The organism is Bacillus sp. WC2503 (genome assembly GCF_052682895.1).
Window position 1 is genome coordinate 1,560,214 of the sequence record NZ_JBQYMD010000001.1, and the last position, 13,113, is coordinate 1,573,326.

Consider the following 13,113-nt stretch of genomic DNA (forward strand, 5'->3'; position numbering starts at 1 on the left):
CTAGACAGAGAGAATAAATTGAACAACAACATATGCAGTATAAGGTATGCCTACAATTATTAAAAAAATAAAAAGCCATTTAATAAGAGAGTCTGCCCATTGATCTTCATGCATGAACTCTTCTTTTGTTTGTTCTACTTCGTATTGGTATTCCATTATTATTTCCCCCTTTTGGATAGCTTGTACTACCATCGTATGCACCTCGTCCAAATGATATGACCTATAAAAAAAGAAAAACTATTTTTCTAATCTCATATACATAATTTTGAGATTTTTTCATAAAACAGAAATAAAGGAGTGATGCTCATGAAGGAAATTGAAGTCGTAATTGATACGGAAGAGATTGCGGAGTTTTTTTATGAGCAACTAATTGAAAGGGGATACGTCCCAAAGCGAGAGGAAATTGAAGATCTCGCAGATATTACATTCGAGTATTTATTAGAGAAATGCATGATTGACGAAGTTTTTGATGAAGAGGAAGATTGAAAGTAACGGCGGGCTAAACTCGTCGTTTTTTACTCTTTACAAACTTGTCACAAATGTGCTTATAAATTATTGGTATAATTAAGAGAAAATTTTACTAAAGAGGTGAAGGGATGTTCAAAAAAATTATTGATTCTTTATTAGGAAAGAAAAAAAATCGTTCGTATTCGAGTAGTGATTATCGTCATAGAGGGCGCTCTTATTCAAGTAGTGACTATAAGCGACGTTCATCTGGTTATGGACACCAACATTATAAAAGAAAACGTAAAAGCCGTAGCTTCTTTTCAAGTAGCTGATGAAATGGCATCGTGTACTAGCTTTATTTGATAGACCACTGCGAAAAAATACAATTGTAGCAGAACGTTATAAAATTGAATCAGTAATTGGAATGGGCAGTTATGGGGTTACATATGTCGTTAATGATTTACAAATAAATAGATATAAAGTCTTAAAACAGTTAAGACAAAGTAAACAAAGATATGAGTCTGGTAGAAAATCATTTGAGCAAGAGAAAATGATTTTACAAACATTGAATCATCAAGCAATTCCTAGTTTCTATGATCAGTTCTTATGGGAGAAAAAAAGCTTTTTTGTGATGGAATATATGCCTGGTGAAAATTTTGAAGATTATATTTTCTCAGATGGGCGTGTATATAAAGAACGTGAAGTTTTTGAAATTTTATATGAAATATTAGGAATTGTTTCAGTTTTTCATAGTAAAGGTATTATTCACCGAGATTTACGTATTCCGAACATATTAATGAAAGAAAATCAAATTAGTATTATTGATTTTGGATTAGCTAAATATAAAGGTGAGGATGATGAGCGAGCTACAACGTATGAAGGTGAACAAGCTTTGATGCGAGAAGTTCACTTTCGTAGCGATTTTTATGCGCTTGGCCATTTCTCGTTATTTTTATTATATGCAGGATATGAATCTATTGAAAAACATGAAAAGCCATGGTATGAAGAGTTAACTTTGAAAAATGATAATCGTGAAATATTGATGCGAATGTTACAAATAAAAACACCGTACTATGAGAATGTACAAGATTTAAAAAAAGATATAGCTTTTGCTTTAGAAAGGATGGAGACTCCATGTTTCAAAAGTTTTTAGCGAGTGTTGGCATTGGTAGTGCAAAAGTAGATACTGTTCTTGAAAAAGAGGAGTATGTAGTTGGAGAAACGATAGTAGGGAAGGTTCGTATAACTGGGGGATCAGTTAGCCAACGAATTGAAAGCATTTACTTAACGTTATCTACATCATATGTAAGAGAAGTGGATGATAAAAAAGTAACAGCAACGTTTGACTTAGAGCGAGTTCGTTTAACAGATCCATTTTCTGTAGAGCCAAATGAAAAGAAAGAAATTCCATTTTCATTTAAGATGCCAATTGAAGCACCACTAACACTTGGAATGAAAACGGTTTGGGTTCATACAGGCCTTGATATTAAAAATAGTATTGATCCAAGTGACCGTGATTACATTCAAGTGTTGCCAAATGCACTATTGAACAGTGTATTAGAGAGTGTAAATCAATTAGGTTTTAAAGCGCGTCATATAGAATGCGAAGAATTACCATATCGATTACGTAAGCAAGTACCATTCGCACAAGAGTTTGAGTTTATTCCTGTTTCAGGACAGTATTATGGGAAATTAGATGAATTAGAATTATTAATCTTGCCAAGTTCCCACGATCGGTTAGAAATCATTATGGAAGTAGATAGAAAATCACGTGGATTGGCAGGTTTATTTGCAGAAGCACTTGATCTGGATGAGAAGGTTATTCGCTTTACAGTAACGAATGAAGATATCCCAACGATGCAGCAAAAAATTAACAATTATATTTTTTAATAAACTATGCATAAAAAAGAAATGGAGAGGAAAACTAAAACAACCGCTCCATTTTTTTGCATAGTGAGGTTATGTATGTGAAACGATATCGACATTTATACTTGTTAAGCTTTACTCTACTCATTTGTTTTGTCGCACTATCACTTTCGTATCATACCGCTTGTATTGAGAAATTTGACAATATAGTTGCACACTTTATTCAAAGTTTTCGAAACGATTATTTGACAACCTATTTTACTTGGGTGTCCTTTATCGGTTCCAAAAGAATATATTTTCCGTTACTCATTATTCTTGTAATGTATTTTCTCGTTAGAAAAAAGTTGCTTAGTGCATTACTTCTAACAATTAATTACTACGGATCTCGTTATTTAAACAGTATGCTTAAACTATGGTATGAACGGGCAAGACCTGATGTAACGCAGCTTGTTACTGCAACTGGATATAGTTTTCCGAGCGGTCATACGATGAATGCTACTGCTTTTTTAGGATTTATTGCATACGTCACAATTACTGAAGAGCGTATTTCATTGCATAAAAAACTGTTGATTATTCTTATAGCAAGCTTTGTTGTATTATCTATTTCAGTTAGCCGAATATATCTTGGCGTGCATTTTCCATCTGACATATTAGCAGGATGGGCAGCTGGCGGTAGCTGGCTCGTTTTATGTGTTATATTTCATAAAGCGTTTATAAAAAAAGAACCTATGTCATAATAGGTTCTTTTTCCATTGGTTCAACATGAATGTGGGCATGGTAAATTCCGAATTTTTTTCGAAGCATGGCTTCGATGTTGTCAGTAATACAGTGACTTTCTCCAACATCCATACGAGCGTCTACCTCGATTGTAATATCAACGTACGTTTGATTCCCGTACATACGCGCTCGAATATCTACAATGTTTTCCACACCAGAAATATGCTCAATAGCATCAGCATATTCTTCCATTTTATTAGGATCAATGCCATCTGTTAGCATATGAGAAGCTTCTACGAAAATTTCCCATGCAGTTTTACAAATAATAAGGCCGACAATTAGAGCGGCAATAGGATCTAAAATAGGCATTTGGAACTGTGAGCCGACAATGCCTACAACTGTACCAATACTTACGAGCGCATCTGATAAATTATCCTTTGCGGCAGCTTCTAATGATTTACTCTTTGTTCGAATTGCAATCTTTTTCGTATACCTAAATACACAGTACATAACGACAGCAGAAAATAAAGCTACCCATGCAGCAAGTACATTGGGCGCAACTTGTTTCGGATTTAAAAATGATTGAATGGCACTAATAACAACTTCTAATCCGACCGTTGCCATAATGAAAGAAGCAACAAGCGAAGCTATTTGTTCTGCACGCGAATGCCCATATGGATGATCTGGATCTCGAGGTTTACGAGAAATTTTTAAACCGATTAATATTGCTAAAGAGGCACCAATATCCGTTAAGTTATTCAAACCGTCAGCACGTAATGCGCTAGAGAGGGTAATATAACTGATGATAATTTTCATAGAGGATAAAAATATGTAGGCCATAATGCTGACAATAGCACCTTTATCAGCTTCTTTATGAGAAAGAGTATCCATTTTAATCACGCACCTTTCTTTAAAGGAATTTCTTTCTATACATAGAGTATCAAATGAAACTCGTGTGGGTCTATACAAACATTGTTGACACTTTATAGCTTTTTAAGTAGGGGGTAACAATGTTTCGTTAAGGAAAAATATGTTGAAAAGTACAAAGTGAGGGTATGAATATAATTGGGAATCATTCACAATGAAAGGGATACGATGGTAGGTGGATGTAGAAACGAATGCTTTTCTTACTATGTATTTTTCTAATAATGACTGGATGTAATTCATCAAATGATGAAATTGTGAAGAAGTATTATATTTCTAAATGATCAATATCTACATGTAAAGGATACGGTGGATTAAATGAAAGATATGTAATGAACATAGAAAACAAACAAATAATCAATGGGGTTCATAATTTTTGGATTGAAATGAAAAAACAAAAGGAAAGTGGCGAAATACCACAATACGATATATTAATTACATATGAAAGTGGTGATACGAACGTATACATCTATACTTAGGGGATGAAGGGGGAAAGGAGTGTAATTATGTACATTGGTCATGAAGAAAGAGCTACGACAATAATTGTGAAAAAAGATGAAAATCCTCTGAAAAATATTTTTCAGAGGATTTTCATCTTAGTATGCTTCTAAAAACTCAGTAACTTGCTCTTCAGTTTTTGCATTAGCACTATGTAAGTGGCCTAGCTTCTCGCCATTTTGATATACAAGTAAACTTGGAATACCCATTACTTGATACTCTTCAGCGATACTTGGGAACTCATCTTTATTAATAGAATACCATTCAAACTTATTGAACTCTTCCATTACCTCTCCGATAAAGTTGTCCATGCGTACACAATCTGGGCACCATGTAGTAAAGAACTTAACAACTACTGGCTCCTCACTTGCGATGATGTCCTTGAATTCCTTGTCAGACTTGATTTCTCTCATGTTTTTGACTCCTCTCAATGTCACACGGATAAGCTAGTATTTTTATGCAAAATCCGTAATTGCAAACATTTTGCAAACATTAGTGTTTTTGAAATAGATTGTTTGCAAAATCTTCGACTGCTTTTTCTTGTAGGCCTGGTACAACATGTGAGTAGGTGTCTAATGTGATGCCTACTCTTTTATGTCCTAATCGTTCACTGACAATCTTCGGGTGAATACCTTGTTTCAACATTAATGTTGCATGGGTATGCCTTAAATCATGGAAACGAATATCAGGAACCTCACTTTTCTTTATAAGCTTTTTCTTCATTTTTTGCAAGTAGCTGGGATGGCATGATTAGAAATTTCTTTAGATATTTATGGGGAAGTATCGTTAATAGAGTGACATTAAAACTAAATGGACTAGATAATTAGAAAGTGAGAGTGATTCATAATGAATTTTTCAAAAGAAAATACAAAAAAGATTCCGTAACTGAAAAAATGGGTTGCGGTTTTTTCTTTACTTGAATTTTATTATATTAAATTCGGTATGCGAAAAGATTTTAGATGAATTGGCGCCTTATTTGTCTGCACTTGGTATGGACTTAGGTATATGGACAGACCATGAGGAAATCTCTGAATATACTAATAAAAAAGGAGATGTTGAGTAATGGCGCGTTATAGTTTACATGGAGGACACAATAGTATTGTACAAGGGGCTAACTGGGGAAATCGGAAAGAGCATGTTTTGGATCGTCAAGTTAAAGATGCGGTTGCGGCCAAGTTAAAAGCTTTAGGACACACAGTCTATGATGATACGGACGAAGTAGGAAGCACTCAAGCTCAAAATTTAAATAATATTATTCGTAATAGTAATTCACATGTTGTAGATTTAGCTATTGCTTTTCACCTTAATGCAAGTGATGGGACTGGGCAGGGTGTTGAAGTGCTGTATTATGATCAGAATGAACTAGCATCTAAAATTTCAGCTCAACTAGCAAAAGATATTGGATGGCGTGATCGTGGTGCGAAACAACGTAAAGATTTAGCAGTATTGAATGGGACTAAAGCACCAGCTATTCTTATCGAATTAGGATTCATTGATAATGATTCCGACATGGCAAAATGGGATGTTGATAAAATCGCTAATTCAATCGTTTTTGCTTTAACTGGACAATCTGGTGGAGGTAGCCAACCACCTCAAAAACGTAATATTGTCGAAGTTGGTGGAATAGGTAAAGAAAACTTGGCTGAATTAGTAAGTGCTTTAAACTCAGTTAAGATGACAGGTAACTTAATTCTTAGAAGTGATGGCTATGTTTATCCTGTAACTGATCCAACTAGCGATACTCAATTAAAAGCATTCACTGATTATCTTGACCGTAAAGGCTGGGCATATACTGTTAAGTAAACATACTATGTAAATACAAATAAGCCTATGTAAAGCGAAAAAAAGAGGCCTACTCGTATGATGAGTAGGCTGCTTTTTTATTTTATAAAATAAATTAATTTGAATAGAGGTTTTCCTCAAGCATTTATTAAAGCTACGAATATTTATAAGAATATGAGTATGGAAACAGGTCTAATTTTGGAATAGCGGAGGAGATTGTTGTGGACATAACTCAAAGTGTGGCAAGAATAGTGGTAAATGGGAAAGACCTTCCGTTCACTGCAGTTCAAACTTCTGCGTGGAATAATGGTCCTGTATATGATGTAACTGTTTCAACAAAGCAGAGAGTGAACGAGCTTTATCAATTTATGTGGTCACAGGTACCAGTTACACTTACGATGTATTTTCTTCAAGGAGCAGACTTAATGCGATTTGTAAGGATTACTGGGATTAATGAAAGTGTAACGGGAGAATATATATATCATTTCTCTTGGGGATAAAAGCAATTTAAAGTAGCCTAAAAGCTACTTTTTTATTTTGTTAAGGAATTATCGGAAAATCGTGAATGAAAAGTCCCTCCAAAATATATGAAGTGACTTTTCATTCACAAATACTAATAAATTAAGAATGTATGAAAAAGGTTGTAAGTTCACCTATATAAGGAGGGCTGATAGAGCTAGCCACATATAGTTTTTTATTTGAGGTACATTTATTTTTGGATCATAAAATCACCTTTAATAGTTAAAGTATTATTAGCAGATGAAGCTTGGAAGTGAAATAGGAAATTAGGAGGGAAATAGAAACGTTTAAAATGAAAAACGTGCTAAAGGCTAGTAGACTAGCTCTTAGCACTCACTGAAATAATTATACATAACATACTTTGTAATAACTTATTCGGAAGTGAGTTGAAATTAATGTTTTATTCATATGTGGATTCTCAAGTTGGCATACGACCAGCGTATGGTACGGCTATAACGTATAGCGGGGCACAAAGTACAGTTCAAGCTGTTCAACAAGCATTGCAAATGCAACAACAAATGCAAATGCAGCAAGGTATACAACCGTATTATTCCTCAATGGAGTATTTTTACCCAACGCAACATTTTACACCATATGGAATTGCTTTTACTTCAATTCCATATGGAACAGTATTCAATTTATAAATATAGAGGAATAAAATGAATACAAAAGGGTGCAAGTAAAAAGCACCCTTTTAAAAATAAGAATAGCTAGTCCAAACCTCTCTAATCAATCTTGCATAATATGTAGTAATAAGCTTGAAAGGGGAACGAGTATGTCTTGTTATTACTACTGTAAGTATTGTAAGGATTATAAAAAGAAGCAACATGATTGTCGTAATAACACTAGTAAGTGTCATGCCAACAAGGATAACCTTGTTAGGGCATCAACATTTAGAGCTAGAAATACTGTAAATCAAAATGTTCCTGCTAATACTTTTGTGAAAGTGTTATTCCAAAATGAACAATTTGATTTAGCAAATGAGTATAATCCAGCAACGTCTATTTTTATGCCGAAGACGAAAGGCGTATATTCTATTATTGGAACGATTGGTTTCTTTCCAAACGATACAAATTTAAATTATAGAGCTCGTGTAGAAATTCGTGTGAATGGAAATGCAGCAATAGCTATAGATAATGACTTTTTTGGTCCAATAGGTTTTGGAAATGTTGTAAGTGTTTCAACAATCATTCAATTGAATGCAGGAGATATAGTTGAGATTTATGCACAAAGTAGTATAGATGGTGTTTTAAGCCCCTTAGAAGATGGTTCGCACTTTGAAGCGGCAAGATTTCCGTCTCCTACTAAATAAAGTAGGTAATTTAAAAATGAATAGAAGTTTAATAATAGATCCTCACCAAACAGGTGGGGATTCATTTCTTTATTAATAATAGTAACAGCTCATCCAAGCTTTTCTAATCAATTTTGCATAGTATGTAATAATAAATTTAAAGGGGGACTTACTACGTCTTATTATTACTGTAAGTATTGTAACGAGTACAAAAAGAAGAGTCATGATTGTTATAGGAAAAGTAGTCAATGTGATGGGAAGTATGTAAAAGTAAATTGTTGTGGTAATAAGAAAGAGGAGCTTGTAAGAGCGTCGGCATTTAGAGCTGTGAATACAGTTAATCAACCTATTCTGGCAAATACGTCTGTTAAAGTGTTATTTCAAAATGAACAATTTGATTTAGCAAATGAATATAATCCAGTAACATCCACTTTTATGCCTAAGACTAGAGGGGTGTATAGTGTATTAGGGAATATAACATTCTCACCAAATGATATTAATGTGAATTACAGAGCTAGAGTAGAAATTCGTGTAAATGGAAATACAGCAATAGCTATAGATAATGATTACTTTGGGACAGGGGTATTTTTTAATAATGATGTTTCAGTCACTTCTATTCTTCAATTAGAAGCAGGGGATGTAGTTGAAATTTTCGCAGAGAGTAGTATTGATGGCGTTATTGTACAAAACGTTAATGGTTTAAATACTGTTCATTTTGAAGCGGCAAGGTTTCCTTCTCCAATTGAATGGAGCTGATAAGTAGATGTTTTATAGAAAGTTTGTTAAGACCCTCACTAAATAGTGTGGGCTTTTTATTGTTTTTCTAAAATATATAAGCAATCAGATTTAATTTCGTTTATTATATGAGTGTTTTATGAATTAGATATAATAGAAGAGAAATGAATGGTAATAGTGAGAGTATAATATATAGAAGGTTATTGTCGAATCCACACGATGGATATAAAAAAAGAGCATACATAAAAAGTATGCTCAAAAGAAAGATAGGTTTTATGAGTGGATAATCTCCATAGGATAATATATGCGTGTTTAATGAAAATGTGTAAAGAATCAATAAATTATCAATGGAATATCATGAAATGAGTAATTTTAGTTTAGGGATGTAGTTGTTTTCTTTCGAAATAATCTAGGTAACAAAGTTGTGAAAATCGTGCATGATGGGGACTAACAATGGGATAATGATCGTACTTCAGTTACATATTTCTTAAAGGTTGGATATTGCGTGATAGTTTGGCATTTAGGGGTGAGTAGTTGATTAATTATAGAAACATTTGTAATTACTTCGTTACAAGGACCGAAAAATGTAACTTTTAGTTTTGAATTCGGTGGAACTTTGAACACGATAGGTTCTTTTTTCATGAAATCAGCTCCTAATATTCCACATTATATGTGCTTCACCTTTTGATTTAAATGATTATTAAGGTGTATTTATATAATATGAAATCTTTGTTAAGTTGATTATAATATAGAACCTCATTGTCGTATAAGTACATAAACATGTGGGGAAAAGCGGAGAATACTCTATGAAATGTATAATTAATATAATATGAAAAATGATTTGATTATCTAATGCATTTTATGTCCTGATACATATTACGGTAGTAAGAATAGTATGAGGAGGTAATAAAAGAATGCAAGAAAATGTACAAGCTCAGCCACAGCTTTCACCACCGTGGATCACACATTTTAATGAACTAAGAAATTCAATTGGTGCTGATCCAACAGTTACAGTGGGGCCACTTATTCCGGTTGGCGGGAATTATATTATTTTAGTGCATGCGTTAAGTAATGAAAAAGCGAGAGCATTAGCAACGCTTCTAAAATCTTCTGTACAATTTGGAAATGTAAGTGTAACGGTTATTGTAACGAATAATGAAAATGAAATTGTAAATCCATTTCCTTGTCCACTAGATGCATTTGAAATTGCGCATTTATTTCAAGTAGCGTTAGAGAATAATCCTTATTTTGAACAAGTTGTGGTACAACCTCAGTTCCCTGGTGGAGTGAATGTTGTATTTCCAGTTTTTAAAGCGGAAGTGATTCAATTTTTTAATGATGATATTTCAAATCTATGTCAAACGTTTACAGGTGTTGCTGCAAATGTGTTTCGTGATGTAATGCAGGATGATGTTTGTGATATCCCAATATTATTTTCCACAAGTTGCGTTATGAACAGTGAAAATCCACAATTACAAAATAAAGATTTAGAACCAAAGTTGTTTTATTAAGATGCAAAAAGACATTTTCAAAAATCGGAAATGTCTTTTTTTATGTATTAATATTATTTTGTACCAAAATTTATTGGCTGGCAATCAGTGGTAAAATGTAAAAAAATTATAGTTTTACTCAATTTTAAATAGGCTGGATAGCGTATGGAATTGTTGATTACAGATAGAAATGAAATAAACAATGAGTGTTAGGCTAGACTATTATAAAAAGATAGTTCACATATAGGGGTTTTCTACGTACAAGCAAATAAACATAGGACATATAGAAGATTTTATATTATCAACAGAAAAATCATTTTTAAATAAATTGATATTTTCACGCCTAATTATATGAGTTAGAGGAGAGATTGAAAGAAGTAGTTTTAAAGATTATATATTTCAAAAAATAAAGATTTCTTCTTATTTATATTATAGATAGATAGTAATAGATATATGTGGATTACGCTAAAACAAGCTTTGAATATGATAATAAAAAGGAGTTGAATTGTAATGGGTTACATTGTTGATATTTCAAAGTGGAATGGAACTATTAATTGGGAAATTGCAGCGCCTCAACTAGATTTAGTTATTGCTAGAGTGCAAGATGGTTCAAATACGGTGGATTTTATGTATCAAAATTATGTGAATGCAATGAAGAAGCATAGTGTTCCGTTTGGTAATTATGCATTTTGTCGTTTTATTTCTATTGCAGATGCAAAGAAAGAGGCACAAGATTTTTGGAATCGTGGCGATAAGTCTGCTGCGTTTTGGGTGGCGGATGTTGAAGTACAAACGATGGTAGATATGCAAGGCGGGACACAAGTATTTATAGATGAATTACGTCGTTTAGGTGCGAAAAAAGTAGGTTTATATGTTGGGCATCACACGTATGTATCGTTTGGAGCGCGTAATATTGATGCTGATTTTGTATGGATTCCTCGTTATGGAGGGAATAAGCCGGCGTATCCGTGTGATATTTGGCAATATACGGATTCGGGGAATGTTCCTGGGATCGGGAAATGTGATTTGAATCAATTAATAGGAAATAAGTCACTTTCCTGGTTTATAGATTCGAATCAAGAAAATCAATCTAATGTAGTGGATTTGCAGCAATCAAGTGGTATTGGTATTGCAGTTTCAAAATATCCTGATGGATACGGCATAAATTTATATGAAAATCCTGTGAACCCCCAGTATACAGGTGCAATCACTAAGAAAATCCCGTATTTAATTTTAAACAGTTATTGGGGAGGCGGCGATAAAGATATGATTTGCTTAGGGAATGATAAGCAGTGGGTATATTTAAACCATTTTGATGTGAGATGGTATTATGCTTCTTCAAAATATCCTGTCGGGTACGGAGTGAATTATTATGGAGAGCCTGAATGTATTAATTATAAAGGAAATATAGATGGATCAACATCTTACCGTGTGTGGGGAAGAGTAAAAAATGCGGTAGATATCGGACAAAGTAGTTGGATACCGGAAAAACATTTAATCATTAAGTAACCTTAGTCGTTAAATGTTTTTGAGGCATTCGTAAAGAGTCTTCTCATTAATAAATAGTGAGAAGATTTTTCATATTTGTGTATAAAAAATATGATACATATTTGATTCAAATGAAATGAATTACATATGGAAAACACACTGTTTTCACAATAACGGTGTATAGTTACGTTGCATAATAATAAAAGTGAGGTATTTGAATTGAAAAAGAAAAAGCTATTTTTGGGAACAATTATTTCATGCGTGGTACTCGCATTATCTGCATGTGGTTCCTCAGACAACGTAGTAACATCAAAAGTAGGAAATGTTACAGAGAAAGAGTTAAGTAAAGAATTAAAACAAAAATATGGAGAAAGTACATTATATCAAATGGTATTAAGTAAGGCGCTGCTAGATAAATATAAAGTTTCAGATGAGGAAGCAACAAAACAAGTAAAAGAAGCAAAAGATAAAATGGGTGACAATTTTAAAGAGACTTTAGAAAAACTTGGGTTAAAAAACGAAGATGAATTAAAAGAAAAAATGAAACCAGAAATTGCATTTGAAAAAGCGATTAAAGCGACTGTCACAGAAAAAGATGTAAAAGATAACTATAAACCAGAAATGAAGGTAAGTCATATTTTAGTAAAAGATGAAAAAACCGCTAAAGAAGTAAAAGAGAAAGTGAATAATGGTGAAGATTTTGCCACTTTAGCGAAGCAGTACTCAGAAGATACTGGTTCAAAGGAACAGGGCGGGGAAATAGCTGGTTTTGGCCCTGGGCAAACTGTTAAAGAATTTGAGGAAGCTGCGTATAAATTAAATGCAGGACAAGTAAGTGAACCAGTTAAAACATCTTACGGTTACCATATTATTAAAGTGACCGATAAAAAAGAGTTGAAACCATTTGAAGAAGTGAAGGATAAGATCCGTAAAGATTTAGAACAACAAAGATTACAAGATACGACAGGTAAATGGAAACAGCAAGTAGTCAATGATTTATTAAAAGATGCTGATATTAAGGTGAATGATAAAGAATATAAAGAGACATTTAAATTTCTAGAAAAGAAATAATACGGATAAAAAAACAGAAATGTAGCATTTTGCTAGACTTCTGTTTTTTGTTTTTTTGAAAAAAGAATGCAGACTTCTTCGGTAAACACAATCATACTAGAATGATTCGGATAAGTAAAAAACAAAAAACTAAATAAAATAAAATTTTTAAAGGTAAAACTCTAGAAGTATTATGTAACTTGAATTAGAAAAGGGAACTCATATTGAGTTCCCTTTTCTAATTAGTGTGTGTGTTATAAAAAAGATAGTAAGACAATATAATATTACATTTAAATATTAAGAATT

At 33.0% G+C, this 13,113-nt stretch carries 18 protein-coding genes and 1 pseudogene; 14 read left to right on the forward strand and 5 right to left on the reverse strand.

The genetic code is table 11. The annotated features are described in order from the left end of the window. Window positions 1–156 carry a DUF3930 family protein gene (locus ACUN26_RS08190; protein WP_000456536.1) on the reverse strand — a complete coding sequence of 52 codons (156 nt, stop codon included), beginning with the start codon at window positions 154–156 and terminating at the stop codon, window positions 1–3. Between the two features lie 150 nt (window positions 157–306). On the opposite strand from ACUN26_RS08190, the gene ACUN26_RS08195 reads away from it, so the two are divergent. From ACUN26_RS08195 to ACUN26_RS08215, 5 genes are all read left to right on the forward strand, one after another. After that, window positions 307–486, forward strand: a complete 180-nt coding sequence (locus ACUN26_RS08195) for a YozD family protein (RefSeq protein ID WP_000658452.1) — start codon at window positions 307–309, stop codon at window positions 484–486. Window positions 487–596: 110 nt separating this feature from the next. Beyond that, window positions 597–779 carry a hypothetical protein gene (locus ACUN26_RS08200; RefSeq protein ID WP_000473369.1) on the forward strand — a complete coding sequence of 61 codons (183 nt, stop codon included), beginning with the start codon at window positions 597–599 and terminating at the stop codon, window positions 777–779. Next, on the forward strand, window positions 779–1,600 hold the full coding sequence (locus ACUN26_RS08205; protein ID WP_000871042.1) for a serine/threonine protein kinase: 822 nt from the start codon (window positions 779–781) through the stop codon (window positions 1,598–1,600). The genes ACUN26_RS08200 and ACUN26_RS08205 overlap by 1 nt, the downstream gene beginning before the upstream one ends. Further along, entirely contained in the window at window positions 1,582–2,337 is a 756-nt protein-coding gene (locus tag ACUN26_RS08210) for a sporulation protein (protein WP_000486641.1), read from the forward strand. Before ACUN26_RS08205 ends, ACUN26_RS08210 begins: the two co-directional genes overlap by 19 nt. Window positions 2,338–2,414: 77 nt before the next feature. After that, on the forward strand, window positions 2,415–3,050 hold the full coding sequence (locus ACUN26_RS08215) for a phosphatase PAP2 family protein (RefSeq protein ID WP_002093763.1): 636 nt from the start codon (window positions 2,415–2,417) through the stop codon (window positions 3,048–3,050). Here the strand turns inward: ACUN26_RS08215 and ACUN26_RS08220 are convergent. Next, on the reverse strand, window positions 3,040–3,921 hold the full coding sequence (locus ACUN26_RS08220; RefSeq protein ID WP_000380390.1) for a cation diffusion facilitator family transporter: 882 nt from the start codon (window positions 3,919–3,921) through the stop codon (window positions 3,040–3,042). The genes ACUN26_RS08215 and ACUN26_RS08220 overlap by 11 nt on opposite strands. Window positions 3,922–4,286: 365 nt before the next feature. Here ACUN26_RS08220 and ACUN26_RS08225 point away from each other — a divergent pair, with 365 nt between their 5' ends. After that, complete coding sequence (locus tag ACUN26_RS08225) at window positions 4,287–4,433, forward strand: hypothetical protein (RefSeq protein ID WP_001019598.1); 147 nt, start codon at window positions 4,287–4,289, stop codon at window positions 4,431–4,433. Between the two features lie 117 nt (window positions 4,434–4,550). Here ACUN26_RS08225 and ACUN26_RS08230 read toward each other — a convergent pair whose 3' ends face one another. Continuing rightward, window positions 4,551–4,865, reverse strand: coding sequence for a thioredoxin family protein (locus ACUN26_RS08230; protein WP_001206935.1), 315 nt, complete (start codon window positions 4,863–4,865; stop codon window positions 4,551–4,553). A gap of 79 nt (window positions 4,866–4,944) precedes the next feature. Next, a pseudogene (locus tag ACUN26_RS08235) lies at window positions 4,945–5,175 on the reverse strand (tyrosine-type recombinase/integrase); the annotation flags it as partial. 339 nt (window positions 5,176–5,514) lie between these two features. On the opposite strand from ACUN26_RS08235, the gene ACUN26_RS08240 reads away from it, so the two are divergent. The 5 genes from ACUN26_RS08240 (at window position 5,515) to ACUN26_RS08260 (ending at window position 8,800) form a co-directional block, all read left to right on the forward strand. Continuing rightward, window positions 5,515–6,255 carry an N-acetylmuramoyl-L-alanine amidase gene (locus tag ACUN26_RS08240; protein ID WP_000135303.1) on the forward strand — a complete coding sequence of 247 codons (741 nt, stop codon included), beginning with the start codon at window positions 5,515–5,517 and terminating at the stop codon, window positions 6,253–6,255. A gap of 200 nt (window positions 6,256–6,455) precedes the next feature. Continuing rightward, window positions 6,456–6,734 (forward strand): hypothetical protein, encoded by a 279-nt coding sequence (locus tag ACUN26_RS08245; protein WP_002093762.1) that lies wholly within the window; start codon window positions 6,456–6,458, stop codon window positions 6,732–6,734. A 414-nt stretch (window positions 6,735–7,148) separates the two neighbouring features. Then, window positions 7,149–7,397 carry a DUF3947 family protein gene (locus ACUN26_RS08250; RefSeq protein WP_000500114.1) on the forward strand — a complete coding sequence of 83 codons (249 nt, stop codon included), beginning with the start codon at window positions 7,149–7,151 and terminating at the stop codon, window positions 7,395–7,397. Between the two features lie 131 nt (window positions 7,398–7,528). After that, window positions 7,529–8,065, forward strand: a complete 537-nt coding sequence (locus tag ACUN26_RS08255; RefSeq protein ID WP_001278085.1) for a hypothetical protein — start codon at window positions 7,529–7,531, stop codon at window positions 8,063–8,065. 117 nt (window positions 8,066–8,182) lie between these two features. Continuing rightward, entirely contained in the window at window positions 8,183–8,800 is a 618-nt protein-coding gene (locus tag ACUN26_RS08260) for a hypothetical protein (RefSeq protein ID WP_080001228.1), read from the forward strand. A 426-nt stretch (window positions 8,801–9,226) separates the two neighbouring features. Here the strand turns inward: ACUN26_RS08260 and ACUN26_RS08265 are convergent, their stop codons facing one another. Then, window positions 9,227–9,421, reverse strand: a complete 195-nt coding sequence (locus ACUN26_RS08265) for a hypothetical protein (RefSeq protein WP_000712073.1) — start codon at window positions 9,419–9,421, stop codon at window positions 9,227–9,229. Window positions 9,422–9,693: 272 nt separating this feature from the next. On the opposite strand from ACUN26_RS08265, the gene ACUN26_RS08270 reads away from it, so the two are divergent. The 3 genes from ACUN26_RS08270 to ACUN26_RS08280 all read left to right on the forward strand — a co-directional run bounded on the left by ACUN26_RS08270 (window position 9,694) and on the right by ACUN26_RS08280 (window position 12,828). Then, window positions 9,694–10,290, forward strand: coding sequence for a hypothetical protein (locus ACUN26_RS08270; RefSeq protein ID WP_001157702.1), 597 nt, complete (start codon window positions 9,694–9,696; stop codon window positions 10,288–10,290). Window positions 10,291–10,779: 489 nt separating this feature from the next. Next, window positions 10,780–11,778, forward strand: coding sequence for a glycoside hydrolase family 25 protein (locus ACUN26_RS08275; RefSeq protein WP_000540675.1), 999 nt, complete (start codon window positions 10,780–10,782; stop codon window positions 11,776–11,778). Between the two features lie 198 nt (window positions 11,779–11,976). After that, on the forward strand, window positions 11,977–12,828 hold the full coding sequence (locus tag ACUN26_RS08280) for a peptidylprolyl isomerase PrsA (RefSeq protein ID WP_000727480.1): 852 nt from the start codon (window positions 11,977–11,979) through the stop codon (window positions 12,826–12,828). The last annotated feature ends 285 nt before the right edge of the window (window positions 12,829–13,113 follow it).

Excerpts from the sequence above, each read along its gene's own strand:
- ACUN26_RS08240 (WP_000135303.1), top strand. The coding sequence starts at position 5,515 with ATGGCGCGTTATAGTTTACATGGAGGACACAATAGTATTGTACAAGGG.
- ACUN26_RS08220 (WP_000380390.1), bottom strand. The coding sequence starts at position 3,921 with ATGGATACTCTTTCTCATAAAGAAGCTGATAAAGGTGCTATTGTCAGC.
- ACUN26_RS08210 (WP_000486641.1), top strand. The coding sequence starts at position 1,582 with ATGTTTCAAAAGTTTTTAGCGAGTGTTGGCATTGGTAGTGCAAAAGTA.
- ACUN26_RS08200 (WP_000473369.1), top strand. The coding sequence starts at position 597 with ATGTTCAAAAAAATTATTGATTCTTTATTAGGAAAGAAAAAAAATCGT.
- ACUN26_RS08190 (WP_000456536.1), bottom strand. The coding sequence starts at position 156 with ATGGAATACCAATACGAAGTAGAACAAACAAAAGAAGAGTTCATGCAT.
- ACUN26_RS08205 (WP_000871042.1), top strand. The coding sequence starts at position 779 with ATGAAATGGCATCGTGTACTAGCTTTATTTGATAGACCACTGCGAAAA.
- ACUN26_RS08195 (WP_000658452.1), top strand. The coding sequence starts at position 307 with ATGAAGGAAATTGAAGTCGTAATTGATACGGAAGAGATTGCGGAGTTT.
- ACUN26_RS08250 (WP_000500114.1), top strand. The coding sequence starts at position 7,149 with ATGTTTTATTCATATGTGGATTCTCAAGTTGGCATACGACCAGCGTAT.
- ACUN26_RS08255 (WP_001278085.1), top strand. The coding sequence starts at position 7,529 with ATGTCTTGTTATTACTACTGTAAGTATTGTAAGGATTATAAAAAGAAG.
- ACUN26_RS08230 (WP_001206935.1), bottom strand. The coding sequence starts at position 4,865 with ATGAGAGAAATCAAGTCTGACAAGGAATTCAAGGACATCATCGCAAGT.
- ACUN26_RS08225 (WP_001019598.1), top strand. The coding sequence starts at position 4,287 with ATGAACATAGAAAACAAACAAATAATCAATGGGGTTCATAATTTTTGG.
- ACUN26_RS08275 (WP_000540675.1), top strand. The coding sequence starts at position 10,780 with ATGGGTTACATTGTTGATATTTCAAAGTGGAATGGAACTATTAATTGG.
- ACUN26_RS08270 (WP_001157702.1), top strand. The coding sequence starts at position 9,694 with ATGCAAGAAAATGTACAAGCTCAGCCACAGCTTTCACCACCGTGGATC.
- ACUN26_RS08265 (WP_000712073.1), bottom strand. The coding sequence starts at position 9,421 with ATGAAAAAAGAACCTATCGTGTTCAAAGTTCCACCGAATTCAAAACTA.